Source organism: Clostridium sp. SY8519, from assembly GCF_000270305.1.
Taxonomy (GTDB): Bacteria; Bacillota; Clostridia; order Lachnospirales; family Lachnospiraceae; genus SY8519.
Genome location: NC_015737.1, coordinates 1,821,945 through 1,845,226, shown reverse-complemented (window position 1 = coordinate 1,845,226; position 23,282 = coordinate 1,821,945). Strand labels below are relative to the sequence as shown.

The 23,282-nt window shown below is 49.4% G+C and carries 23 protein-coding genes and 1 pseudogene; 4 read left to right on the top strand and 20 right to left on the bottom strand.

Annotated elements, in window-relative coordinates:
- Positions 1 to 3: 3 nt before the first annotated feature.
- The 8 genes from CXIVA_RS13475 to CXIVA_RS08600 form a co-directional block, all read right to left on the bottom strand.
- Entirely contained in the window at positions 4 to 921 is a 918-nt protein-coding gene (locus CXIVA_RS13475) for a LysR family transcriptional regulator (protein WP_013977635.1), read from the bottom strand.
- Between the two features lie 347 nt (positions 922 to 1,268).
- Positions 1,269 to 1,577, bottom strand: a complete 309-nt coding sequence (locus CXIVA_RS08630; RefSeq protein ID WP_013977634.1) for a MazG-like protein — start codon at positions 1,575 to 1,577, stop codon at positions 1,269 to 1,271.
- A gap of 117 nt (positions 1,578 to 1,694) precedes the next feature.
- Positions 1,695 to 2,735 carry an ACR3 family arsenite efflux transporter gene (gene arsB / locus CXIVA_RS08625; protein ID WP_148267808.1) on the bottom strand — a complete coding sequence of 347 codons (1,041 nt, stop codon included), beginning with the start codon at positions 2,733 to 2,735 and terminating at the stop codon, positions 1,695 to 1,697.
- Between the two features lie 95 nt (positions 2,736 to 2,830).
- Positions 2,831 to 3,151: a metalloregulator ArsR/SmtB family transcription factor gene (locus tag CXIVA_RS08620; RefSeq protein ID WP_013977632.1), complete on the bottom strand. Its 321-nt coding sequence runs from the start codon at positions 3,149 to 3,151 to the stop codon at positions 2,831 to 2,833.
- A gap of 366 nt (positions 3,152 to 3,517) precedes the next feature.
- Positions 3,518 to 3,922 carry a hypothetical protein gene (locus CXIVA_RS08615; RefSeq protein WP_013977630.1) on the bottom strand — a complete coding sequence of 135 codons (405 nt, stop codon included), beginning with the start codon at positions 3,920 to 3,922 and terminating at the stop codon, positions 3,518 to 3,520.
- 16 nt (positions 3,923 to 3,938) lie between these two features.
- A complete protein-coding gene (locus CXIVA_RS08610) occupies positions 3,939 to 5,138 on the bottom strand; it encodes an ATP-binding protein (protein ID WP_013977629.1) in 1,200 nt (399 codons plus the stop codon).
- Between the two features lie 104 nt (positions 5,139 to 5,242).
- A complete protein-coding gene (locus CXIVA_RS08605) occupies positions 5,243 to 5,668 on the bottom strand; it encodes a hypothetical protein (protein ID WP_013977628.1) in 426 nt (141 codons plus the stop codon).
- Positions 5,669 to 5,672: 4 nt separating this feature from the next.
- Positions 5,673 to 6,212 carry a DUF4366 domain-containing protein gene (locus tag CXIVA_RS08600; protein WP_013977627.1) on the bottom strand — a complete coding sequence of 180 codons (540 nt, stop codon included), beginning with the start codon at positions 6,210 to 6,212 and terminating at the stop codon, positions 5,673 to 5,675.
- Between the two features lie 292 nt (positions 6,213 to 6,504).
- Here CXIVA_RS08600 and CXIVA_RS08595 point away from each other — a divergent pair, with 292 nt between their 5' ends.
- Complete coding sequence (locus CXIVA_RS08595; RefSeq protein WP_050979233.1) at positions 6,505 to 7,044, top strand: TetR-like C-terminal domain-containing protein; 540 nt, start codon at positions 6,505 to 6,507, stop codon at positions 7,042 to 7,044.
- Positions 7,019 to 7,765: a CPBP family intramembrane glutamic endopeptidase gene (locus CXIVA_RS08590; RefSeq protein WP_013977625.1), complete on the top strand. Its 747-nt coding sequence runs from the start codon at positions 7,019 to 7,021 to the stop codon at positions 7,763 to 7,765. Before CXIVA_RS08595 ends, CXIVA_RS08590 begins: the two co-directional genes overlap by 26 nt.
- A gap of 446 nt (positions 7,766 to 8,211) precedes the next feature.
- Here the strand turns inward: CXIVA_RS08590 and CXIVA_RS08585 are convergent.
- From CXIVA_RS08585 to CXIVA_RS08560, 6 genes and pseudogenes are all read right to left on the bottom strand, one after another.
- A pseudogene (locus CXIVA_RS08585) lies at positions 8,212 to 8,547 on the bottom strand (replication initiator protein A); the annotation flags it as partial.
- Between the two features lie 247 nt (positions 8,548 to 8,794).
- Positions 8,795 to 10,330 (bottom strand): class I SAM-dependent RNA methyltransferase, encoded by a 1,536-nt coding sequence (locus CXIVA_RS08580; protein ID WP_013977622.1) that lies wholly within the window; start codon positions 10,328 to 10,330, stop codon positions 8,795 to 8,797.
- A 222-nt stretch (positions 10,331 to 10,552) separates the two neighbouring features.
- The gene (locus tag CXIVA_RS08575) at positions 10,553 to 10,819 is read right to left on the bottom strand and encodes a hypothetical protein (RefSeq protein WP_013977621.1); all 267 of its coding nucleotides are present in this window, start codon (positions 10,817 to 10,819) and stop codon (positions 10,553 to 10,555) included.
- A gap of 40 nt (positions 10,820 to 10,859) precedes the next feature.
- A complete protein-coding gene (gene pcrA, locus CXIVA_RS08570) occupies positions 10,860 to 13,088 on the bottom strand; it encodes a DNA helicase PcrA (RefSeq protein ID WP_013977620.1) in 2,229 nt (742 codons plus the stop codon).
- Between the two features lie 109 nt (positions 13,089 to 13,197).
- A complete protein-coding gene (locus CXIVA_RS08565; protein WP_013977619.1) occupies positions 13,198 to 13,515 on the bottom strand; it encodes a YerC/YecD family TrpR-related protein in 318 nt (105 codons plus the stop codon).
- A 58-nt stretch (positions 13,516 to 13,573) separates the two neighbouring features.
- Complete coding sequence (locus CXIVA_RS08560) at positions 13,574 to 14,305, bottom strand: phosphatase (RefSeq protein WP_013977618.1); 732 nt, start codon at positions 14,303 to 14,305, stop codon at positions 13,574 to 13,576.
- A gap of 172 nt (positions 14,306 to 14,477) precedes the next feature.
- Between CXIVA_RS08560 and CXIVA_RS08555 the strand changes: the two genes are divergently transcribed.
- On the top strand, positions 14,478 to 14,837 hold the full coding sequence (locus CXIVA_RS08555; protein WP_013977617.1) for a VOC family protein: 360 nt from the start codon (positions 14,478 to 14,480) through the stop codon (positions 14,835 to 14,837).
- A 122-nt stretch (positions 14,838 to 14,959) separates the two neighbouring features.
- On the opposite strand, the gene CXIVA_RS08550 is transcribed toward CXIVA_RS08555, so the two are convergent.
- The 3 genes from CXIVA_RS08550 to CXIVA_RS08540 all read right to left on the bottom strand — a co-directional run bounded on the left by CXIVA_RS08550 (position 14,960) and on the right by CXIVA_RS08540 (position 19,225).
- Positions 14,960 to 16,180, bottom strand: a complete 1,221-nt coding sequence (locus CXIVA_RS08550; protein WP_050979232.1) for a polysaccharide deacetylase family protein — start codon at positions 16,178 to 16,180, stop codon at positions 14,960 to 14,962.
- Between the two features lie 106 nt (positions 16,181 to 16,286).
- Entirely contained in the window at positions 16,287 to 17,882 is a 1,596-nt protein-coding gene (locus tag CXIVA_RS08545; protein WP_013977615.1) for an MBL fold metallo-hydrolase, read from the bottom strand.
- Positions 17,883 to 17,914: 32 nt separating this feature from the next.
- Entirely contained in the window at positions 17,915 to 19,225 is a 1,311-nt protein-coding gene (locus CXIVA_RS08540; RefSeq protein WP_013977614.1) for an ATP-binding protein, read from the bottom strand.
- 175 nt (positions 19,226 to 19,400) lie between these two features.
- On the opposite strand from CXIVA_RS08540, the gene CXIVA_RS08535 reads away from it, so the two are divergent.
- Positions 19,401 to 19,904, top strand: a complete 504-nt coding sequence (locus CXIVA_RS08535; protein ID WP_013977613.1) for a hypothetical protein — start codon at positions 19,401 to 19,403, stop codon at positions 19,902 to 19,904.
- 41 nt (positions 19,905 to 19,945) lie between these two features.
- Here the strand turns inward: CXIVA_RS08535 and CXIVA_RS08530 are convergent, their stop codons facing one another.
- The 3 genes from CXIVA_RS08530 to CXIVA_RS08520 all read right to left on the bottom strand — a co-directional run bounded on the left by CXIVA_RS08530 (position 19,946) and on the right by CXIVA_RS08520 (position 23,138).
- Positions 19,946 to 21,346, bottom strand: a complete 1,401-nt coding sequence (locus CXIVA_RS08530) for an ATP-binding protein (RefSeq protein ID WP_013977612.1) — start codon at positions 21,344 to 21,346, stop codon at positions 19,946 to 19,948.
- A gap of 9 nt (positions 21,347 to 21,355) precedes the next feature.
- A complete protein-coding gene (locus tag CXIVA_RS08525) occupies positions 21,356 to 22,042 on the bottom strand; it encodes a response regulator transcription factor (protein WP_013977611.1) in 687 nt (228 codons plus the stop codon).
- Positions 22,043 to 22,298: 256 nt separating this feature from the next.
- Entirely contained in the window at positions 22,299 to 23,138 is an 840-nt protein-coding gene (locus tag CXIVA_RS08520) for a 3-hydroxyacyl-CoA dehydrogenase NAD-binding domain-containing protein (RefSeq protein ID WP_013977610.1), read from the bottom strand.
- Between the last annotated feature and the right edge of the window lie 144 nt (positions 23,139 to 23,282).

Sequence of the window (23,282 nt, the reverse complement as noted above, 5' to 3'; positions counted from 1 at the left end):
TTCTTATCCCTGCAGCGGAATCGTTTCATCTGATAATGCGGAAATCAGAAAGATCATCGCCGGATTCAGCTGTTTTTCATGATATACGCTAACCAGCTCCATCTGCGGCTGTTTTTCCGGCTCCACTTCCAGTTCCAGGAAACGAATGGTCCCGGTGGAATTGCCTGCCACATAGCTCGGCAGCAATGCGATGGACTCCTGAATCTGAAGCTGGGTCAGAAGGTTTTCCATCTTGCTGAACAGCACTACAGACGCCGGTTCCACACCCAGCTGCTTCCAGCTGGAAGAGAGATTATAATAACTGTCATAACTGTCACTGCTTTCCTTCCATTCGATCATCATCACTTCCTGCGTCTCCAGAAGCTCCGGGGCAATTTTCCCCATTCCTGCATACGGATGGTTGTTTCCAACAACCGCCATCAGCGGAAAGCATCCGACGAACTGTTCCTGTACCGGCTCCTCAAATTCCATCTTGTTCTTCCACGTTACAATCAGATCCACCATCTCATTGTCAAGGCTGTGCTGCAGGTCTACCGGATCCATCAAAAGAATGTTCAGGTGAATATCCGGATGACGTCTTGCAAACCCCTGCAGCCTCGGCATTACCACCAGGGAATCCACACAGCTCGGAAAACCGATGTCTATGGTTCCTTCATTTCCAAAAGCAACTGCCCTGCTATGCTGCACTGCTTTGTCAAATCGCGACAGCATGATTTTTGTATGCCGATAAAAGTCTCTTCCCGCAGGTGTCAGTGTAACATGCCTTTTTTCCCGGCGGAACAGTTCGAAGCCGAGGGTTCCCTCCAGCTTACTCATGTTCTGGCTCATTGCCGTCTGCGAAATATAACATTTTTCCGCTGCCTGCGTAAAATTCTGACACTCCGCTGCCACTACAAAATATCGGTAAATCTGTAAATCCATGATCGGCCCCTTCTGCCCTTGCTCACCTGCAACGGTCTTTCCTTTTCGCGTTCTGTTGTTTAAATAGTAGCACAAGTTCATGAATTATGGCACTGCTGATATGGCAATCACCAGCCGGATGTCAATTCCTTCACTATCTGCCTTTGACCGCACGCCCATAAAATGTAAAATATCCAAAACAACAAGTAACGGCGTCTGAAGGATTTTTTCTTCAGACGCCGTTTTTCTTACCGCAGCAGCTCAGGATGGCGGCTCACCATAGTTGTCATGTATGAGCCTCTGCAAATATAGTATGACTTCCTTCTACCACATATGAGGTTTCTCATCTCCACAAAAAGTAAAATCCGTCATGTGAGAGAAGAAAGCCTCTCTTCAAGAAAATTTTTTACACAATCTTCAAAACTCAACTCCATTCTTTCCGCAAGAACAGAAAGCCACCAGACGCATTCACCGATTTTTGAAGGGAGCATCCCCCTATCGTCACTTGGCCAGCGCCCCTGCCTGTCCATTACCAACCGGCCAACTAAGGCCGCATCGGTCAAAAAAGCCAAAGCATCTTCCTCTACCGACCATGTCGAACCATGTATCTGTTTTTCCAACTCATGATACCGTTTTCTTATTTCTGCTGATTGTTTATTTACATCCTGAAGTGTCATAGTTCCTTCCTTTCTCCCGAAAAATGCAAACTCTGTTTTAAATCTTTCTGCCTGCAGCGGAAAGCCTTTGCAAGATTTCCCCAGACATTATAAAAGCGTTTCCTACTTCCTTTACTTTCAAAACCTTCCCTTCGTTTTATTCGCGATCCGCACGAGCATCAGCATCACCGGCACCTCCGTCAGGACGCCTACCGTCGTGGCAAGCGCAGCCGGACTTGTCGTTCCGAAAAGCGCGATCGCCACAGCTACCGCAAGTTCAAAGAAATTTGACGCGCCAATCATCGCTGCCGGAGCCGCAATCGTATGCGGCAGTTTCAATCGCTTGCATGCTCCATAAGCCAGAAAGAAAATAAAGAAAGTCTGAATGATCAGCGGCACCGCGATCAGAAGAATATGGAGCGGATTGGACAGAATCACCTCTGCCTGGGAGCTGAAGATAATTACCAGTGTCAGCAGCAGGCCTGCCGTCGTCGCATTGTCAAACTTGTGGATAAACGTACGTTCAAAGTACTCTGTGCCCTTGCGCCTTACGACTGCCATCCTGGTTAAGATACCGCCCGCAAGCGGAATCACGACAAACAGAAAAATGCTGACAAACAGTGTGCTATATGGAACTGTCACATTGGAAACGCCCAGAAGGAACTTTACGATTGGCACAAAAGCCACCAGGATAATAAGGTCATTGGTTGCCACCTGCACGACCGTATACGCCGGATTTCCTTTGGTAAGTGTACTCCACACAAATACCATCGCCGTACATGGAGCCGCGCCCAGAAGCACCGCGCCGGCCAGATACTCCGTTGCCAGTTCCGGTGAAATGAACGTCTGAAACACAACAAACAAAAACAGATACGCGATCCCATACATGGTAAAGGGCTTGATCAGCCAGTTGATCACCCAGGTGACCAAAAGCCCTTTCGGATTCTTTCCAATCTGTTGGATACTTTGGAAATCCACCTTCATCATCATTGGATAGATCATAACCCAGATCAGAACAGCTACAGGAATCGAAATCCCGGAAATCTGAAACTTTCCAAATGTGTCAGGAATGGCCGGAATAAAATGTCCGACCGCTACTCCTATGGCCATACAGATCAGCACCCACACGGAAAGATACTTCTGAAATGTATTTATGCCTTTGTTTTGATTGCTCATCACTTCACCTCTGTTAATTTGATATATTGAAATACATCTATATATTCAGGATTTATACAGGCACTCCCGAAGGACTGCCTGTCAATAAAAGATCGGAATTATTTTTTTCCCTTGCATCCGCAGGATATGCTGCTGTCTGTTTCACAGTCACATCTCGCGTAGGATGCAATCATTTCCCGGAACTTCCTGACGCCATCTGCCGAGATGGAATAATGCATCCATTTTCCCTCTTTGTAATAATCCACAAGTCCACTGTCTGCAAGGATTTTCATATGATGGGAAAGCGTCGGCTGTGTGATATTCAGCTCCTCCAGCAGATCACAGCCGCATTTCTCCCCGTGCTGGAGGGCCAGCATAATGGCGAGTCGGTTCTCATCTGTGAGTGCCTTTATTTTTTTTACATCTTCTCTGAGTCCCATGACCGTCACCTCCGTGCTGGGTACAGTTTATCTTACATATTCACGTTTGTCAATATATAAATATGAACACATGCTCTGATAAGAAGCTGTCATCATACGCAGAACAACAGCTGCAACCGCATATTTAAAAGAATCTATGGGAACTGTCCTGCTCAAGCTTATGAAAAAAACATCTATTGAAACAATAAGTATCGAGGAAATGACTGCCAAAGCAGATGTCAGTCGCTCTGCGTATTTCAGATATTTCAAAACAAAAATTCTTCTACCGCGTTGGGAGCATCATACATAGGAAGCCCATAGGCCCTCTTTACTTCTGCTACATACGCAGTGTGTACTTTGAAGCCGAATCTGCAAACGGGAATTTGTCTACATTACCCACTTTAACCGAACAGGGTATATTTCAATAACGAAATGAGCTTCATTTATCTGTGTTGACGGATGAGCACCAGCGACATCCACATTTACAGAACCTATGACTGTTTTGACAAAATCATCAGGCTCTCCACAAACGATATATTGGGCAGATATATACTCGATATACCCCGTTTCATCTGGTTCAAGAGGCATTGTTTCAAACGGTTTTTCTATATCAATTCCTAACGAAAAAAGATATTCAGCAATTTCCGGATAGGTTGCTTTGATTTCACGGACATAGTTTTGACAATATGTACAGTCGCATAAGTCATGATTGCTTATCTGTTCATAATACGATTTTGTTCTTCTAATATCCAAGTTCAACACCTCTATAAACAACGATTTGCTTAATTCCATCACTCTCTTGCTGCCTTTATTCAATCTTCAGCAGCCAGTCTGATAAATTATGAATCCTGATACCTTCATAGTCATAGGTCTCATGCCTGGTATTGGCCAGAATAAGCTTGGGATACGCATCTTTGATCTTAAGCAGGGGATCATACTCACGTTCAAAGGTCTCCGGCCGCGATATATCGTCACTTACCTGGATATACATCTTTTCATCGCCGCGGACTGCAACAAAATCCACTTCTTTCTGATACAGCTTTCCAACGTAAACCTCGAAGCCACGCCGCATCAGTTCGATGCAGACAATATTTTCATACATCCGGCCATAATCAAGATTCCGCCTGCCAAGTCTGGCAAAGCGTATGCCGGTATCACTCAGATAGTATTTCACAGAAGTCTTCAGGTATTTCTTTCCACGGATGTCATATCGGCGTACTCCATAGAAAACATACGCATCGCACAGATATCTGATATAGTTTCCGACAGTCTTGTGATTGGTCGCAACCGCATTTGCCGTCAGTGTATCACTGATGTTGTTGGGGGATGTCAGATTGGATACGTTATCCATCATGAACTCTGCCAGATGCTCCAGCATCGTTGTGTCCGGCAGATGATATTTCGTGACCAGATCCCGGTTGATGATCGTATCGTACACGTCTCTGATATAGTTTGTCCGATCTCTCTCCGTACGGTATTCATAGGAGCCCGCCAGACCGCCCTTGATCACATATTCATCAAAGAGCTTTGCTTTGTCCTGTTCCTCTGCATAGTAGCGGCAGAATTCCGCAAAGCTGAACGGGAAAACATGGATCTCAATATAGCGCCCTGTAAACAGCGTCGTCAGATCGGAGCTTAGAAGGAACGCGTTGGAACCGGTGATATACAGATCATATTTCCGGGAAGAATGCAGGCTGTTGATCGCAAGTTCAAATCTATCGCACAGCTGCACTTCATCCACGAATACATAGTTCTGTTTTCCGGCCGCATAATGGCTTTCAATGTAATCATACAGAGTATGATATTCCTTTAATCCTTCATATTTCAGGTCAAAGAAATCCACAAAGATAATGTTGGCCTCTGGCTGCATCTCTCTGATTCTGCGGATATAAGCTTTCATCAATTCAGACTTGCCGCTGCGGCGCACTCCGGTAATGATCTTGATATCCGGGGTCCCCATAAGATCAAGAAGCCGCTGCATATATTCTGGTCTTTCAATATATTTCATACCGTCACTTCCGAAATTGAAATTTTTTTTAAGTTTCGCACCTGTGCTCGCAGTTTACTCTGAATTGCCCTGCTTGTCAATATAAGAAGGCCTTTCGGCCTGTTTCAGATGTATGGGGGGCAGCATGTGCTGCCCGCCGGATCAAATCCCCGGAATATCGTATTTCGGGACCAGATCCTTTTTGTAGAACTCGACCATGGATTCAATTCACGATTACTGACAGTTGTCTTCTCATCCTTCCAGATATTCCTGCCGTCTTCACTTTGACCGGCAAGAAACGGCTTAGTGAGAGTTGTGTGCCCATCGGCAGGAATCTTTGTCCAAAGCGCTTTACCGTACTGATTCTCATGGACCGCTTTTGCCGGAAGCACGAAGCTTGCCCAGGGAGTATGATCACTGTGGTCCGCATTGGGGATCACGATCTTCAGCATCTCCCTGCCGTCCTTTGCCGTGAAGGGCTCCACTGTTCCTTTTCCAAAATGCAGGGTGATCTCTTTGATCTGTCCATAATTTCTATTCTGCTCACCCATCTTTTTATTCCTCCTCATCATTGAAGTCTTCCGCTTCCTTTTCTTCAGATTCCTCAGGGATATCGTATCCATCGTCATCCTCTCGATAATCTGCATCCGGATTCGGCTGATCCGCTGGCTTCTTTTTCTTCTTTGCCTGCAGGAAGATCCAGATCCCTGTGCCGCCAATGACAATGATCAGCACACCGGCCGCCGCAAACAGACTCCCGGTCTGCTTCTTTTTCGGAGCCTCCACTTCCTGCTCTGTAGCCTCTTTCTCCGGTTCCTTCTCCGGTTTTACCGTCTCTTCCGCCTGTGTCGTCTGCGCTTTCTGCTCATTCATGGCTTTCTGAACTGCCTTGGCATCCTCATCATCCACCAGCGTCAGGTTTCCTTCTGGTGTAAGCGGTGGAAACTCTTCAGGCTCCTCTGTCTCTCCCTTGGTAACCAGTTCTTCTGCCGGCGCTGCTTCCGGTTCATTTGTCTGCGCAAATGCAGTTGTATAACAGAGTCCGCAGCAGAGCATCGCTGCCAGCAGTGCTGCAAGTAAATTACGCTTCCTCATAATCGGCCTCCTATTCTGTCGCTGTGCTTTTCTCTGATGATGCCGGCTCAGGAAGTTTTGCCGGAGCATTGCTCTTTCGGCTCTGCAGAAATTCCCGCAGTTCCTCCGGCGTCAGGTTGAAGGAGCGCACGACCTCATGGATCTCTGTGTTTATAACAGCCCCCGGCTATTGTATGCCTGAAAGTATTGAAGTGGTTCTTGACAGAAGAGATAATCTGAAATACAATAACAGTTGTTATAGTATTATGAGGTGACTCCTATGCCTAAGAAACCAACGACGACAAAAGAAGCTATGATCGACGGCGCCTTCCGGTTAATTCGGGAACAGGGCCATGAAGCATTGACCGTGAGAAACCTGGCGTCTTTTCTGGGGTGCTCTACGCAGCCGATTATGTATCAGTTTCCGGATACAGACATCTTGAAAGATCTGACTTACCGGAAAGCAGATGCATTTCACAGTGAATATATACTTGCATCCGGAGATCTTTTGGAAATGGGGATCCGATATATCCGGTTTGCTGAAGAGGAGCCGCAGTTGTTCCGTTTTCTCTTTCAATCAGGCCGTTTTTCCGGCCTTAGCCTGGAGGACCTGATTCAGGCACCGGAAGCAGCTGATGTGCTTGCGACAGTCAGTTCGGAAGAAGGACTGACAATAGAAGAAGCGGCAGTTTTTTTTGAACCATTGGTAGCCGTTGTTCATGGTTATGCAAGTCTGATTGCAAATAATGGAATGAAATATGATTCTGATGCCATTCGAAGCGCATTAATAATGATTGCAGAAGGATTAGAGAGAGGAAGTAATCAAAATGGCGAAGCTGTATCAAAAAAGTGAGATCACCTTTGCGATCCTGTGGATCGTGATCTACGCGGTGGGCATGGGGACGCTGCAAAACAATTTCGGCCTCGATTCGCTGTGGCACATGCTGGGCTTGATCGTGATATCCGCAGCGATTTTCCTGTTTGTGAAAAAGAACGGACTCATGGGAAAGTACGGCCTGGCCGACTGGGCGAAGAACAGCAGAGCCATGCTGTGGTTCATTCCTTTGTGGCTCCTATCCTGTATGAATCTCTTCGGCGGATTTCAGCCTGATTATCCTGTGCCGGGACTGATCTATGCCGCAGTATCCATGGCTTTGGTCGGATTTGCAGAGGAACTGATCTTCCGGGGCTTCCTGTTCAAGGCCATGCTGAAGGACGGCAGCGTCACAGCGGCTGTCATCGTCTCATCCGTCACCTTCGGGATGGGGCATATTATAAATCTTTTTACCGGACATGAACTGATTGCCACCCTCACCCAGGTGGTTTTCGCGGTTGCCATGGGTTTTGTCTTTACGCTCGTGTTTTACAAGAGCGGAAGCCTTCTGCCCGGGATCCTGGCGCACAGTTTCATCGATGTAACATCTGTCTTCGCATCCGACGAAGGCTCTCAGCTTGTGAATTTGATCCTGCATATCGTGATCGTCGTCGTATCTGCAGCATACTGCCTGTATCTGGCGAAGCGCGTTGAGACACCGGCAATCAATCGGGCAGACATAAAACAGACTAACTATTAAAGAAAGTCAATAAGCAAAGTAACAAGTGAGACTTCTTTAACACCATCGTATCTGCCAGTACTGATACGAACAGTACCTTGAAAACTGCATGACGAACAGAGCATCCGAAAGGGTGCTCACTCAGAAAAGACAAAGAAAAAAACTTAGGATGGTCTGTATGACTCTCCGGTCAATTGCATGCCTTTGCCATTCCTCCGTCCGGACTGGACGATGAAGAGGCAAAAGATAAAACTGAATACTGACCATTACATAGCCAGGAACTGACACGCGATCAGTCCCTGGCTTTTTCATGCCCTTTTCCTGCGGCATAGGTGCACATGCGCTGCAGGAAGAGGGCTTTTTCATTATCGGGCTCTCGTCATCAATGACGCTGTCTTTTCAGATGCATCCGCTCCCTCCGCAAGCCGCCATGCTTCGCCAAAGTTTGTGCAGACGAGTCCAAAGATGAGATAGGTCAGAGACGGCTTTCCAAGTCCCTGCCGCTTGCGCCTGATCAGTCCTGCCTTTTTCTCCAGCTCACTCAGCAGCTTCACCGCTTTCTGGTTACCGCACTGCAGATCGCTCATGATGTCTTCCACTGTGTAAATGATGTATGCTCTGTTCTGATCATCAAACCATCCGTTTTTCATCGACAGGGACAGGCGATCCAGCATCAGCCCGTATAAAAGTTTTGCTTCAACGGAAACTTCGCGGAATTCTTCGCCGGTGATCAATGTCTTCGGGATCCGGTAGAACAGAAACTGCTCCGCATCTTCCTGTCCGTAGAAATAATCGAATGCCATCGTCTTTCCCTTCTTTCCTAAATTTCTGCAAAGAAAAAGGACGCCAATCTACTGGAAATGCCAGTAAACTAACGTCCTCTAATGACTATGTATATTTGTCTGTTCTGAATCTGGTTTTACATTGCTACTGTAACGAGGTCTAAAGCTATCACCACTGTGATGTACTTTTCCACCCGTTTTCCGCGGTCAGACCAAGCCGTTTTGTCGAAGGTGAAATGCTCGAAAAAGTGCTTGAATTCAGCGATTTCTACGAGTTGGTGCGTGATAGCAACACAATGGTTTCCACGTTCCCCGTCCCCGGAAACATATCCACACAGCACAGCCGCTTCACTGCATATCCCCCGGACTGCAGCTCCACAAGATCCCTGGCCAGGCTGGTCGGCTTGCAGGAAATATAAAGGATAGATTCCGCCCCATAGGCGATAATCTTTTTCAGCGCCTTTGGATGGACCCCTTCCCGGGGCGGATCCAGCACAATCACGTCCGGCTTTTCCTCAATCTGATCCAGCGCTTTCAGCACATCTTCCGCAAGAAAACGGCAGTTGGTCAGATGATTCAGCGCCGCGTTTTCCCGGGCCGCTTCCACCGCTTCCTCCACGATCTCCACGCCGATAACGGAGCCGGCCACCGGCGCCAGCATCTGCGCGATCGTCCCGGTGCCGCTGTACAGGTCAAATACGGTTTTGCCGCCGTCACCCAGCGCGCCGCGGATCATGGATCTGGCGGTATCATACAGGACTTCCGCACCCAGGGAATTGGTCTGGAAAAAGGAAAACGGCGTAATCCGGAACCGCAGGCCCAGGCACTGCTCGGTAAATGCATCTGTTCCGTAAAGCACCTGTGTCCCCTCATCCTTGACTGCATCCGCCAGGCTGTCGTTGCGGGTGTGAAGAATTCCCTGCCATGTCCCCTCCAAATTCAGGGAAAGCAGGCGTTCTTTCCATCCTTCCAGCAGTTCCTCTTCCGACAGTCCGCAGCCGCCGTCAGTGCCTTTTGCGCCGTTCTCCGGCTGTTCGCTCCCATTCATGGGCTGACGCGCGCCGTCCCATGTCCCGTCTGCCGCTTCCGCCGTCTCTTTTCCCTGCTCTGCTCCATCCCGGCCCGAAAGTCCCGCAGGAGAAGCAGTAATCAGATCCGTCAGAATCTCTCCGGTGCGGGCCGCCTTGCGCACCAGCAGGTGTCTGAGATAGCCTTCGTGGCGCATCCGGTGGTAATACGGGACTCCCAGCTCGCTGAAATAGTCCCTGGTTGCCGACAGAATCGCCGCGAAATCCCCGTCTGCGATCCGGCAGCCGGTTACCGGAACAATGTCGTAAAATGCCCCCCGTTTGTGCAGTCCCAGCGCCAGCGGACCGTCCCTGTACTCATCTCCGAAGGTATATTCCATCTTGTTGCGGTAGCCGTCTTTTCTCGGGCTTGGATAGATGCCCTCAAAGAGTGTCTCGGCTTCCGGCAGAACCGGCGCAAGGAGACGCAGTACCTGTGACTGCTTCAGTTCCAGTTCTTTCTCGTAAGTCAGGGTCTGGTAGACGCATCCGCCGCAGATACCTGCATGGGGGCATCCGGCGGTCTCCAGTTCGTCTGCGGACCGTTCCAGCAGTTCCACCAGACGGCCTTCATATTTTCCTTTTCTTTTTTTGGTCAGGCGTACGGATACCTTCTGGCCGGGAAGCAGGTTCTTGACCTGAATATCTCCCTCCTCCGGTTCTGTAATATGCACATTTGCCTTGTTCGGAAACGCAAGATCCGTCACCAGACCGCTGTAGATTTCACCTTTTTTCATATATTCTTTCCTTTGCTGTCACTGCGGAGCACGGCAGTTGTTTTTTACGAAAACGACGGTCGGAAAACCGTCGGCCAGCGGAATCATAACCGGAAAAAACCCGTCCAGCACATAATACCGGGCGGGTGATTCTTGTCCTATTCAAACACTGAAATGAAAGCCTCTCTTTTTAAGGCAGGCTCTTTTCCGGAATGAAGGCCTCATTCTTAAAGAAGGGCTCTATTATTCTGCCTCGTCATCTACGAATGCGGATTCCTTCTCCTCTTCTTCGTCATCGAAGAAGTTGTCATCGAAATCATCCTCGAATTCGTCATCGAAGTCATCCATGTAATCAGGAGCGAAGAACTTGTAGATGCAAAATGCGACTGCTGCGATGACTGCAAGTACTCCTGCTGCTACGATCACTTTTTTGACTGCAGATTTCTGTTCATCTTTTCTGATGATGTTGGTAAATTTCGCTAAGCTCTGAATATCATCAATGTTTTTCATAGTCATGCTCCTTTTCACATTTTATACTAGAAAAAGTGTATCACAGTTTCACCATCTTTGCAAACAGCGCAAACATTTTTTTCGTCCCGGCTGTATCAAAATCCACCGTTACTTCATAATCACGGCCGCCGGCTGTCATGGCAGTCACCGTACCGTCCCCGAACTTCTTGTGACGAACCCGGTCTCCCACCTGATAGGCCGGCTTCGGGATTTCCGACGCATTGCCGAACTCCTTCCGGGGCCGCATGGCCGCATAGGAATCCTTGCCGTGAAGCGCCTTGCGGGCTGCCGCGTATCCGGTATTGGCCTGCTGATATATGGGACGTTCCTTCTGTTTCACCAGCTGACCTTCCAGAAGTTCTTCCGGTACTTCCTTCAGGAACCGTGAGGTACGGTTATACTGCATTTCTCCCCGCTGCATCCGGGTACGGGCCGCCGTCATCGTCAGGCGTTTCTTCGCCCGGGTGATTCCCACATAACACAGCCGGCGTTCCTCTTCAAGCTCTGTGGGATCGTCCGCGGTAATGGTCATATAGCTCGGAAAAAGTCCGTCTTCCATGCCTGCCATATACACATTGGGGAACTCCAGCCCCTTGGCGCTGTGCAGGGTCATCAGCGTGACATAATTCTTGTCATCTTCCAGGCTGTCAATATCCGCCACCAGTGACACTTCGTCCAGGAATTCTCCCAGTGTCGGCTCTTCCGCCGTATCCTCATAATCCGCGATTTTGCTGATCAGTTCATCGATATTCTCAATCCGCGCGTCTGCTTCTTCGTCATGCTCTGCTTTCAGATCCTCCACATAGCCCGTTTCTTCCAGCAGCTTCTCCGTCACCCGCTGAATGCCCAGTTCCGGGATTTCCGCCCGCAGGACACGGATCAGGTTGACAAAGCCCTGGATTTTCCCTGCTGCCTTGCCGATCTTCGGGATCTGCTCGGTCATGCGGCAGGCCTCGAAAAAGCTGATGCCCTGTTCATCCGCATAGGTCTGCACACGGTTGATGCTGGTGGCGCCGATGCCCCGCTTCGGAATATTGATGATCCGTTTCACCGCCAGATCGTCGCTGCCGTTGTCGATGGTCTTTAAATACGCCAGAATGTCCTTGATCTCTTTTCTGGAGTAAAAGTTCACGCCGCCGATGATCCGATAGGGAATGTTTCTGCTGACAAATTTCTCTTCCAGCAGACGGGATTGGGCATTGGTGCGGTACAGCACCGCGCTTTCCCCGTAGTCAAAGATTCCTTTCCGTTCCAGCCGGGCCACATCTCCCGCGATAAAATCCGCTTCCTCATAAGCTGTTTCGAACTGCTGGAAATGCACTTTTTCCCCGCCCTGTTCTTCTGTCCAGAGGGCCTTGTCCTTCCGTCCCCTGTTGTTTTTGATCACCGCGTTTGCCGCATCCAGAATATTCTGCGTGGAGCGGTAATTCTGCTCCAGCTTAATGACTTTCGCATCCGGATACTGCTCCTCGAAGCTTAAAATATTCTGAATGTTGGCTCCCCGGAACCGGTAAATGGACTGGTCATCATCTCCTACCACGCAGAGATTCCGGTATTTGCCTGCCAGCAGACGGATCAGCTGAAACTGCGCCGTATTGGTGTCCTGGTATTCATCCACCATAATGTACTGAAAACGCTCCTGATAGGATTCCAGCACCTGGGGATCCTTCTGCAGCAGTTCCACGCATTTGAAAATCAAGTCGTCAAAATCCAGTGCGTTATTCTTACGCAGTACTTCCTGATATTCCCGGTAGACCCGCGCGGTCTGCTCTTTGGGCAGATCGCCGCCTGTCCGGCTTTTGTATTCCTCCGGTCCGATCAGCTCATCTTTCGCGGAAGAAATGGCATTTAAAAACGCCCGCTCCTTATACATCTTGGTGTTGATATTCAGCCGTTTGACAATCTCTTTCATCACATGCTTCTGATCATCCGCATCATAAATGGAAAAATTGTTGTCATAGCCGATCCGGTCAATGTACCTGCGCAGAATCCGCACGCAGCAGGAGTGAAAAGTGGACACCCAGATACTCTCCGCGCCGAATCCCACCATGTCATCAATCCGCTCCCGCATCTCACCCGCTGCTTTGTTGGTAAATGTAATCGCCAGGATGTGGTAAGGATTTACCCCCTTCTCTTCGATCAGATAGGCCGCGCGGTGGGTCAGCACTCTGGTTTTTCCGGATCCGGCACCCGCAAGGATCAGAAGCGGGCCTTCCGTATAGAATACCGCTTCCCGCTGTTCCGGATTCAACATATCGTATTTGCTCAATTCTGTTCTCCTTTTTCAATGTCTCCGGAACATGCTCCGGTATCATAAAAGAGAAGCTGCCAGTCTGACAGCTTCTCCATTTTCTTTCTGTGCACATTCTGCTCTACGGTCACTCGCCGTGGGATTCTTCCTGCAGGTCTTCCCTGCTGATCCGGGCGAATACCATATCGTACCCGTCGTTGCCGTAATTCAGCGACCGGTTCACTCTGCTGATGGTCGCAGTGGATGCCCCGGTCTTCTCTGCAATGTCCAGATACGTCTTTTTCTGACGCAGCATATAAGCCACTTCAAACCGCTGAGACAATGACAGCAGCTCATTGATGGTACATACATCTTCAAAAAAAGTAAAGCACTCTTCCCGGTTTTTCAAGGAAAGAATCGCGTCAAACAAATGGGCTACCGCCTCGGTTCTAACTGTTTTGCTCATCCTTTACGCCTCCTGCATGAAATTTTAGCATATTAAAGTTGTAAAGTAAAGGATTTCCTTATAAGGTAAACAGCGGATTGTAGTTCAGATAGGAAAAATACAAATCCAGACTGGTATTGGCGATCAGTTCCTCCGGAAATTCCATCTCATGGATCAATTTCCACGCTTCCTCATGCGCCCCCACCTGAAAATCCGCATGGGCATCGGAATTGATAATCACCGGCGCCTGATAGCGCATGCACTCCTCCAGCATGGCTCTGCAGTTGTCTCTTGTGTCTGTCCGGCTGCTGGTGGGAAGGAAAGAAGAATTGTTCACTTCCAGCAGCACATGGTAAGCCTTGGCCGCACGCACCAGTTCCCCGTAATTCACCGGATATCTGCCGTCGTCCGGATGGCCGATGATGTTGATGCAGGGATTGCTCATGGCACGGATATAGGCGGTCGTATTGTCCTCCGCATTGGATGCGGAATGGTAGGTAGGCGGATGTATGCTGGCAATGGCCACATCCACTTCCTTGAGCACATCCCCGTCCAGGTCCACTTCTCCCTCTTTGTTCAGGATATTTAATTCTGCACCGAAAAGCGTCCACAAGTCCCCCCGCTTCCGCGGAAGGATCTTCAGATTTTTAAAATACAACTTCTGACAGGATCCATCCATGGCCGGCGCATGCTCGGTAATCGCCAGCAGAGAAAGCTTCTTCTCCACGGCTGCCGCGATCATCTCATTCATAGAACTGTATGCATGGCCGCTCACAATCGAATGTGTGTGGGAATCCAGCAAATCTTTCATTTTATCCCTCTTCCTTCTGATCGATTCCTATGGAGTACACTCTACCATAAAACACGGGTTCCTGCAAATTTCCCTGTTTCCGCAGGGAATTTCACTTGCGAAACAGCAGAAATTATGTCACACTGAATTCAGGAAAACTAACATAAAACCGTCGAAAGGAAGGTGTGTTTTTATGCAGATTGCTCACACAACGATCATGGTAAAAAATTTAAACGAATCTGTTTCCTTCTATCAAGACATCCTGGGACTGCGTATTGTCCGGGATCTCCGAGACCAGCCGGATCACGCCATCGTATTTTTAAGTGATGACACCGGATCCGTCAATATCGAACTGGTGCATACCGCCGGCAGACTCTACTACGGCGGCGGCATCTCCATCGGTTTCCGCACTGATGACCTGGATGCCGCTTTTGTCCGCATGCAGGAACTGGGATACAAGCCGGGATCCGTCATATCTCCCAATCCCCGCACCAGCTTCTTTTTTATCAAAGATCCTGACGGTCTGGACATTCAGATTATTCAGGAGCGCTGAGTATGGCAAATGAGGCGCCGGTTCCCCATTTTTGGCGGGAACCGCGCCTCATTTCTTTCGTAATCTTCCGGCAAAGCCTTTGCTGCTGTTTTCCGCGAACTTCCCGCAGAAACCGAAAAGCATCAGTTCAGTACATTCTGATGCGCCATATACATATCATCACTGCATGCCGCAAACGTATATCCGTGTTTCAAACCATAATTTATGATCTTCGGCAGGGCCTTTGCAGTCGTTTCCTTTGCATTGGTATCATGGCACAGGACCACGTTGCTCCGTCCTTTTTCCAATTCGCCGGTCACGCTGCTGACAATCTTTGACACCGGAACATTATTGCCGGAGGCATCCGTGGAGTCCACATTCCAGTCCAGATAATTGTATCCGTCTTCCGTAACTTCTTCCACCAGCTTCTTCATGATTCCCTTGTGGTATCTGCGGCTGATGGTATTGGAACTTCCGCCGGGGAACCGCATCAGTGTGGGCTTGATGCCCGTATCTTTTGTGAGCTTGTCCCGCAGCTTGTGGTTGTCTTCCATAAACGCGGACACCGACTGGTAAATCTTCGCGTAATCATGGGTATAGCTGTGCACAGCCACCGTATGGCCGTCAGAAACCTCCTGTTTCAGGATCGGCAGCGTCTCCTTGTCGTAATTAATCACAAAAAAGGTGGCCTTTACGTTATATTTTTTCAGTGTATTCAGGATTTTCGGCGTAACCTTGGTGCTGGGTCCGTCATCAAAGGTCAGATATATGATGCTCTTTCCGTCTTTTTTCGCCGGTCCTTTGACTTTGATCCTGCGCACCGCGGTGGCCGTATTGCCGGAACGGTCCGAGACCTGATACTTCAGCCGGTAGTCCCCTGCCAGATAGGGATCCACATATCCGCTGACCTTCACCTTCGCTGTCACATCACCGTCGGAATCATCCGTGGCGGTATACCCCGGGTCTTCGTATTTTTCCCCCAGTGTCACCGTCTGGCTGGCGGATCCCTTCAGCGTAAGCACCGGTTTTTCCTTATCGATCACTTTCACGGTCCGGGTCACGGAATAGCTTTGCTTGAAACGTTTTACCGTATAGGTGATCTGGTAAGTTCCGACTTTGTCTGTATTCAGATTGTCAGTCTTTATAATGCGGCCGGTAATGTTTTTGTCTCCCAGAGTCGCAGTGGCTCCATCATCATCATAATCCGTACCCATTGTAATCTGCACAGTCTTTTTCCCGGACAGTTTGATGACCGGTGTCCGGCTCAGACGTTTGCCGGCTGCATGAAAAATCACGCAGATTACCACCACAGCCGCCACAATCACTGCCAGACGGAGCACATCTTTCCTTTCTGTGTGTTTCAAAACTCTCTACCTCTCATGAATCCTTTCTAACAATCTGCTGCATATTGAATAGTGTACCATTTTAGTATGAATAATATGTTAAAAATTCCTTACGCTTTGTTACATTTTACTTATCCCACTTATCGCATAGCGCATTGATCTGATCCGCGAATTTGGCCTGGTCTTTGTTTGCCAGTTCACTGGATCGGCCCGCAATGGCCAGCAGGCGCTCGGCAGCTGCCAGCAGACGATCCTGTACCGCAGTGCTGCGTTTCTTTTTCTTCTTTTCGATCCGTTTGCGGTCGCCTACCGCGATACAGGTATCCGTCAGCAGATCATAGGCATCGCCGCTGTAAGGCGCTGTACACGGAATGCCGGTCACTCCTGCCAGATACTCGGCAAAACTGTCCGTGACTTTGTCTTCCCCGTGGACCACAAAGATATGCTTCGGCTTCTGTCCGATCTCGCGCACCCATTCCGTCAGGTGATTGCGGTCCGCGTGTCCGCTGATTCCGGGCAGGTTGACAATCTGGGCGGCTACGTGGATTTTCTCGCCGAACAACTTGACTTCCTTTGCTCCATGCAGAAGGTTGTAACCCAGTGTACCGGGCACCTGATATCCCACAAACAGAATCGTGCACTCCGGCCGCCACAGATTGTGCTTCAGATGGTGACGGATCCGGCCGGCTTCGCACATGCCGGAAGCGGAAATGATGACGTGGGGTTTCTGCACCATATTGATGGCCATGGAGTCCTGACTGGTCACGGCTGTATTCAGCCCCTTGAACATAATCGGGTTCACACCCTGCTGAATCATGGCCTTGTCTTCCTCCCGGAAGCATTCCAGCACGTTTTCATTAAAAATATGTGTAGCTTCAATGGCCAGCGGACTGTCCACGTATGCTTCAAAATTTCTATATCCCGGCAGCAGATCCTTCTGTTTGATTTCCCTCAGATAATAAAGCATCTCCTGGGTACGTCCCACAGAAAACGCGGGAATCACAAGATTGCCGCCTCTGCTGAAAGTACTGCTCATGACTTTGGCAAGTTCCACCGCATAGTCCGGCGGCGTATCATGGATCCGGTCTCCGTAAGTGGATTCTATCACCAGATAATCTGCGGATTCCGGCACTTCCGGGTCACGGATCAGGGCTCGGTTGCCGTTGCCCAGATCGCCGGAGAAGACCAGCTTGACTTCCTCGCCGTTCTCTTTCGCCCAGATTTCAATAAAAGACGATCCCAGCAGATGCCCCGCGTCCCGGAAACGGATGGTAATGCTGTCGCAAACCTCGATTTTCTGATCATACGAGCAGGGAACAAACAGCCGAAGAGCTGCCTCCGCGTCCTGAAGGGTGTACATCGGCACAACTTCCGGTTTGCCGGCACGTCTTGCCCTGCGGTTCTTCCATTCCGCCTCTGTCTCCTGAATGTGGGCGCTGTCTTTCAGCATGATATTGCACAGCTGCGCGGTAGCGGTCGACGCAAAAATCCTGCCTCGGAAGCCCCGCTGTGTAATCAGCGGCAGCAGGCCGGAATGGTCAATATGGGCATGGGTTACAAAGATATAGTCAATCGATGACGGATTCACCGGGATATCCTGATTCTCATAAATATCCGGCCCCTGTTCCATGCCGCAGTCTACCAGTACATTGTAATCCCCAATACTCAGGTAATGGCAGCTGCCCGTCACTTCATGCGCCGCGCCGAGAAATTCGATCTTCATAGTCACCCTCTCCTTGTCTTGTGTTTTTTATGCTATTTCTGCTGTCCCAGCAGATAGTTGACAAACTGCTGTGCCGTACGGCCGGAAATGCCTCCGTGGGACAGTTCCCACTTGTTGGCTTCCGCGCAGAGCTCTTTTTCCTCCATATGCACGCCCTGTTTGCGCGCCAGCTCCGTAACGATCTGGAAATATTCCTTCTGGGATGGTTTGGAGTAATTGATGGTCACGCCAAACCGGTTCACCAGTGACAGCTTCTCCTGCATGGTATCGGAACGGTGCATGCCGCCGCCGGTGTTCTCCATATCGTCCCGGTCGTTCCAGCTCTCCTTGATCAGATGCCGGCGGTTGGATGTGGCATAGATCAGGATGTTGTCCGGCTTGGTTTCCACGCCGCCTTCGATCACTGCCTTTAAAAACTTGTATTCAATTTCAAAGTCCTCAAAGGACAGGTCATCCATATAGATAATAAACCGGTAGTTGCGGTTTTTTAACGCCGCGATCACGTTGGAGAGATCCTTGAACTGATGCTTGTAGATCTCCACCATACGCAGACCCCGGGGATAGTATTCATTTACAATGGCTTTGATGCTGGTGGACTTGCCGGTGCCGCTGTCGCCAAACAGCAGCACATTATTGGCTTTGCGGCCTTCCACAAAGGCTTCTGTATTGTCGGTAAGCTTCTTTTTCTGGATTTCGTAGCCGATCAGGTCATCCAGCATAACCGTATCCATATTGTTGATGGGCAGAAATTCCAGGGCGCCATCCTGGCGGTCCTGAATCCGGAATGCCTTGTTCAAGCCAAACATTCCCACGCCGAAATCATGATAGAATCCTGTCATTTCACGGAAAAATGCCTCGTCGTCCGCTGCCTGCTCCAGCCGGTGGCTGAGTGCCTGGACTTTTTCGCTGACGTTGCGGTTGTACATCAGTTCCTTTTTCTCAATGGCATGGTAGTCAGAAATCTGTGAAAAGCAGTCGATCTGCAGTTCCTGCTCGATTTCGGAAAAGTCATAGTCAAACAGCCGGCGGAACACCTGGAAATCATTTTTCGCGAAATGATTCACGCTGCCGTCGTTTGCCCCTACTTTTTCACAGGTAATGCTGAAGGGATTTTCATTCATAATCAGGAAATAGGTCAGGTAGTTGTGCCACAGATTTTTATCAAAACCATAATCCGTGGCCACCGTCAGCAGATGCTTGACGGCCGTATAGACTTCCCGGGTCAGCGCCGCGTTGGACACCTCCCGGGTCTCGAATTTTCTGAAGATTTCCCCCATCTGATACAAAACCGTATCCTTGCTGATATCTCCGTACATAATCAGTTTTGCAATATCTCGATACATACCTCTGCAACCTCTCTTTTGTTTCATCAATCTACACCAACAGTTTAGCACAAATCCTCCGGGATGAACACGATCACCGGCCGGGATGTCCATTGTATTTTTCACAAAAAACATCTATAATGAGTAAACTGTTCAGCAGTCGCGCCTGCAGAAGGTGCCCGAAGGAGGAACTGTCATGAAATTTCACCCGTTTTTTCCATATAAAAGTCCCCGGCCGGAAGCCGACGAAGCTGAGCCCCGGGAGCCGGATCTGCGCAGTACGCTGCCCTACCCGATTGCACCGGAAAAGAGTGTATTTGTCTCTCTGCTGGTTGCCACCGGCCTGACCGCCGCCTGCGTCTCCGCTGCCGGTCTGGTCTTTCTGGCGGTGTTTCAGATTTCTCATCCCCTCAACGCCTATGCCCTTACCGCGGTCCGGATCTTGGCGGTATTGCTTCCGGTCGGTATCCTGCTCTTTGTCCTGGGCTGGCGGCGCTTTCGCTGGTACATTCGATTTTATACCTATATCAGCAAAATCGGCCCCCGCGTCTGTCTGCCCATAGCAGAACTGGCAGAATCCTGCGGGGAACCCGCCGCAAACACCTGCCGACAGCTTCGCCGCATGATACAGCGAGGACTCTTTCCGGAAGGCCGGATCGATGAAGAAAAAGGCATGCTGTATCTGACCCGGGATCCCTGATCCCTGCCGGCCAGAAGCTGCATGCCTTTTCTCTGTATCTTTCAGCTCTTTCTCCCTTCTTTTTGTGAGGGGAAACGAATCTCTATCGTGGTTCCAACGCCCAGTTTGCTGTCAATCAATATCTCTGCCCGATGCAGGGCCGCGATATGTTTGACGATCGCAAGCCCCAGGCCCGTGCCGCCGGTCTGACGGGAACGGCTCTTATCCACCCGGTAAAACCGCTCAAAAATCCGGTCCTGTTCTTCCTCGCGAATCCCGATGCCTGTATCCTGCACCGCGAGATAGGCCCTTCCGTCTGTCTCTCCCGTGTGAATCCACACTTTTCCACCGGGCTCATTATAGCGAATGGCATTGTCGCACAGATTGTAGACCAATTCGTCCATCATACGTCGGTTGCAGGCAACGATCTGCGGCTTTCCGTCTACGATGACATCCACCTGATACTGCTCGGCAGTCATCTGCAGCAGATCTCTGGTATCTTCCGCCAGCTTTTTCAGATCCAGCGGCGTCTTTTCAATCTCTCCATCCGAAGAATCTAGTTCGGACAGATGCAGAATGTCTGTAATCAGTCCCTGCATACGCTCGGAATTTTTGCAGATCTCCCGGGAAAACCGTTTGATATCTTTTCCGGAAGCCAATCCAGTCTCAATCAGCTCCGCATATCCGGAAATGGAAGTCAGCGGTGTCTTCAGCTCATGGGAAACATTTGCGGTAAATTCCTGACGCATTCGCGCGCTTTTTTTCAGCTGCTGATGCTGTGTGGAAATTTTTTCAATCAGAGGCTGGATTTCTTCATAGGTTTCAATCTTTTCCGCATCGTCCAGGTCCGACGCCAGTGTCCGGATGGGACGAAGAATCCGGTTCGTCATCCCATATCCCAGAAACAGGCAGATCAGCCAGATCACAACAAAAATAATAAACATACTGGGCATGAGAATCACAAGAATATTCCACAGATATCCGATCTCCGTGGCAATCCGCACAATATTGCCATTGCTCATGCGTTTCGCGTAATAAAAAGAAATCGCCCCCACTGTATTTGAACGGCGGGCATCGGAACCGGAACCGCTGGAAATTGCCTGCCGGATCTCCGGACGGGTCAGATGGTTTTCCAGTTTGGCGGAGTCCGCCTCACTGTCATAAAGTACGGTGCCGTCCTGCTTGATAATGGTCAGGCGCAGGTTTCTGGTCTCCATCCCGTAAAGTTTGTTCAGTTCTTCCGCCTGAATCCCGTGATCCAGTTTTCCGGACTGCAAAAGAATTTCCATCTGATTGCGCAGATTGGAGATTTCCAGATTTCTGATATAGCGAAAATACACCACCGAAGACATGCAAAGTGTCAGCACAATCGCCAGCAGCGCGATGCCGATAAATCTGCGGTTGATCCTCCGCTTCAGTCCCACGCTGTGATTTTCCTGTCGGTATCTTCTGTTTGTTTTCATCGGTCCATCCTATGCCTCATCGGTGTGATTTAACGCATATCCCACATTCCGCACGGTCTGAATAAACCTGCCGGAATCTCCCAGTTTTTTTCGCAGGGTACGAATATGCATGTCCAGAGTCCTGGACTCACCGGTAAAATCCGTGCCCCAGATTTCATCCATCAGGTGGCTGCGTTTCACCACCATGCCCTGATACTGCATCAGCATTTTCAGCAGCTGATACTCTTTAAAGGTCAGTTCCACTTTTCCCTCTGCGGTCTGTACTTCATGTTTTTTGTCATCCAGGACAATATCCTCAAACTCATAGTACGAAGTGTCCAGCACATCGGAACTGCGGCGAAGCAGGGCCTTTACCCTGGCGATCAGTTCCAGGACGCCGAAGGGTTTGCTGATATAATCGTCCGCCCCCATATCCAGCCCTCGGACTTTGTCGATTTCTGTGGTTTTGGCGGTCACCATAATCACCGGTATCATGACCGTTTCCCTGGATTTTCTTAATTTCTCCAGGATCTCAAGTCCGTCTTCATCCGGCAGCATCACATCCAGAAGCACCAGAGAAGGCCGGTCTTCCTTCAGTGCTTCATAAAAATCATTGGCATTTCCGAAGCCGCGGACTTCATAGCCGCTGCTGGTCAGCGCGAATTCTTCAATCTCCAGGATATTGGTATCATCTTCCACAATATAGATCAGACTCATTTGCAATCTCCCACTGTTCTTTCTCCGGCAGCATCCACAGTCCGTCAGCACACGGGCTTCTTGCCGGCTCTGCTTCATTCATTTCTCTGCTATGGATCAATTGTACAAAACAGCTCTTCCGTCTGTCTATAGTGTATGTAAATTCTGCGTAAATAGGGGTTGGAGGCGGCTGATTGCTTCAGATTCCCTGGCGGGCGCACGTAAAAAAGGACAGAGGGAAAACCCTCTGTCCTGTGTATCCACCGTGTCTGCGGTTTTATTTGCTGTAATCGTAGAAACCGATTCCGGTCTTGCGGCCCAGCTTGCCGGCACGTACCATCTTACGAAGCAGTACATGTGCGCGGTATTTGGAATCATGGGTCTCATTGTACAGAACATCCATGATAGCCAGGCAGATATCCAGACCTATCAGATCGCCCAGAGCCAGCGGGCCCATCGGATGGTTTGCGCCCAGTTTCATAGCGGTATCAATACCCTCTACGGAAGCGATGCCTTCTGCGTAGATGCCAACTGCCTCGTTGATCATAGGGATCAGGATACGGTTAACTACAAAGCCCGGAGCCTCTTTTACTTCTACCGGAGTCTTGCCGATTGCCTTTGCGATTTCAACAATCTTGTCTTTCATCTCATCCGGTGTGTTTCCGCCCTGGATAACCTCAATCAGTTTCATTACAGGAGCCGGATTGAAGAAATGCATGCCGATTACCGGACGGTCCAGACCAGCGCCGATCTCTGTGATGGACAGGGAAGAGGTGTTGGTTGCGAACATACAGGTCTTCGGAACGATGTCCTGCAGCTCTTTGAATGTCTGCTGTTTGATTTCCATTACTTCCAGAGCTGCCTCAACGATCAGGTCAGCCTCTGTACAAATATCTTTGGTACCTGTAGTGATTTTTGCAAGAACTGCATCTTTTGCAGCTTCTTCCATTTTTCCTTTGCTTACTAATTTGGTAAGAGATTTCTCAATCTTTTTCTTGCCATTTGCCGCAAATTCATCATTGATGTCACACAGATATACTTCATATCCTTCGGTTGTTGCAAATGCCTGAGCAATACCACTGCCCATTGTTCCTGCGCCAATTACTCCAACTTTCATTCTGAAGTCCTCCTTAAAATATAAATTTTTTTAAAGTCATATATCATTAACTGCGGAGGCAGTTAAATGCAACCGGAACAAACCTACGCTCTCATAATACGGAATCCCGCAGGATTCCGTCCTATGACAGAATAAATTCTTATC

What these genes read in the sequence shown, in the direction of transcription:
- CXIVA_RS08590 (WP_013977625.1), top strand. Translation starts at nt 7,019, where the DNA reads ATGGCGAAGCTGTATCAAAAAAGTGAGATCACCTTTGCGATCCTGTGG.
- CXIVA_RS08630 (WP_013977634.1), bottom strand. Translation starts at nt 1,577, where the DNA reads ATGACACTTCAGGATGTAAATAAACAATCAGCAGAAATAAGAAAACGG.
- CXIVA_RS08605 (WP_013977628.1), bottom strand. Translation starts at nt 5,668, where the DNA reads ATGGGTGAGCAGAATAGAAATTATGGACAGATCAAAGAGATCACCCTG.
- CXIVA_RS08575 (WP_013977621.1), bottom strand. Translation starts at nt 10,819, where the DNA reads ATGAAAAACATTGATGATATTCAGAGCTTAGCGAAATTTACCAACATC.
- CXIVA_RS08565 (WP_013977619.1), bottom strand. Translation starts at nt 13,515, where the DNA reads ATGAGCAAAACAGTTAGAACCGAGGCGGTAGCCCATTTGTTTGACGCG.
- CXIVA_RS08615 (WP_013977630.1), bottom strand. Translation starts at nt 3,922, where the DNA reads ATGGAATTAAGCAAATCGTTGTTTATAGAGGTGTTGAACTTGGATATT.
- CXIVA_RS08600 (WP_013977627.1), bottom strand. Translation starts at nt 6,212, where the DNA reads ATGAGGAAGCGTAATTTACTTGCAGCACTGCTGGCAGCGATGCTCTGC.
- CXIVA_RS08525 (WP_013977611.1), bottom strand. Translation starts at nt 22,042, where the DNA reads ATGAGTCTGATCTATATTGTGGAAGATGATACCAATATCCTGGAGATT.
- CXIVA_RS13475 (WP_013977635.1), bottom strand. Translation starts at nt 921, where the DNA reads ATGGATTTACAGATTTACCGATATTTTGTAGTGGCAGCGGAGTGTCAG.
- CXIVA_RS08620 (WP_013977632.1), bottom strand. Translation starts at nt 3,151, where the DNA reads ATGGGACTCAGAGAAGATGTAAAAAAAATAAAGGCACTCACAGATGAG.
- CXIVA_RS08610 (WP_013977629.1), bottom strand. Translation starts at nt 5,138, where the DNA reads ATGAAATATATTGAAAGACCAGAATATATGCAGCGGCTTCTTGATCTT.
- CXIVA_RS08580 (WP_013977622.1), bottom strand. Translation starts at nt 10,330, where the DNA reads ATGAAAAAAGGTGAAATCTACAGCGGTCTGGTGACGGATCTTGCGTTT.
- CXIVA_RS08530 (WP_013977612.1), bottom strand. Translation starts at nt 21,346, where the DNA reads ATGAAAACAAACAGAAGATACCGACAGGAAAATCACAGCGTGGGACTG.
- CXIVA_RS08540 (WP_013977614.1), bottom strand. Translation starts at nt 19,225, where the DNA reads ATGTATCGAGATATTGCAAAACTGATTATGTACGGAGATATCAGCAAG.
- CXIVA_RS08535 (WP_013977613.1), top strand. Translation starts at nt 19,401, where the DNA reads ATGAAATTTCACCCGTTTTTTCCATATAAAAGTCCCCGGCCGGAAGCC.
- CXIVA_RS08555 (WP_013977617.1), top strand. Translation starts at nt 14,478, where the DNA reads ATGCAGATTGCTCACACAACGATCATGGTAAAAAATTTAAACGAATCT.
- CXIVA_RS08520 (WP_013977610.1), bottom strand. Translation starts at nt 23,138, where the DNA reads ATGAAAGTTGGAGTAATTGGCGCAGGAACAATGGGCAGTGGTATTGCT.
- CXIVA_RS08560 (WP_013977618.1), bottom strand. Translation starts at nt 14,305, where the DNA reads ATGAAAGATTTGCTGGATTCCCACACACATTCGATTGTGAGCGGCCAT.
- CXIVA_RS08595 (WP_050979233.1), top strand. Translation starts at nt 6,505, where the DNA reads ATGATCGACGGCGCCTTCCGGTTAATTCGGGAACAGGGCCATGAAGCA.
- CXIVA_RS08545 (WP_013977615.1), bottom strand. Translation starts at nt 17,882, where the DNA reads ATGAAGATCGAATTTCTCGGCGCGGCGCATGAAGTGACGGGCAGCTGC.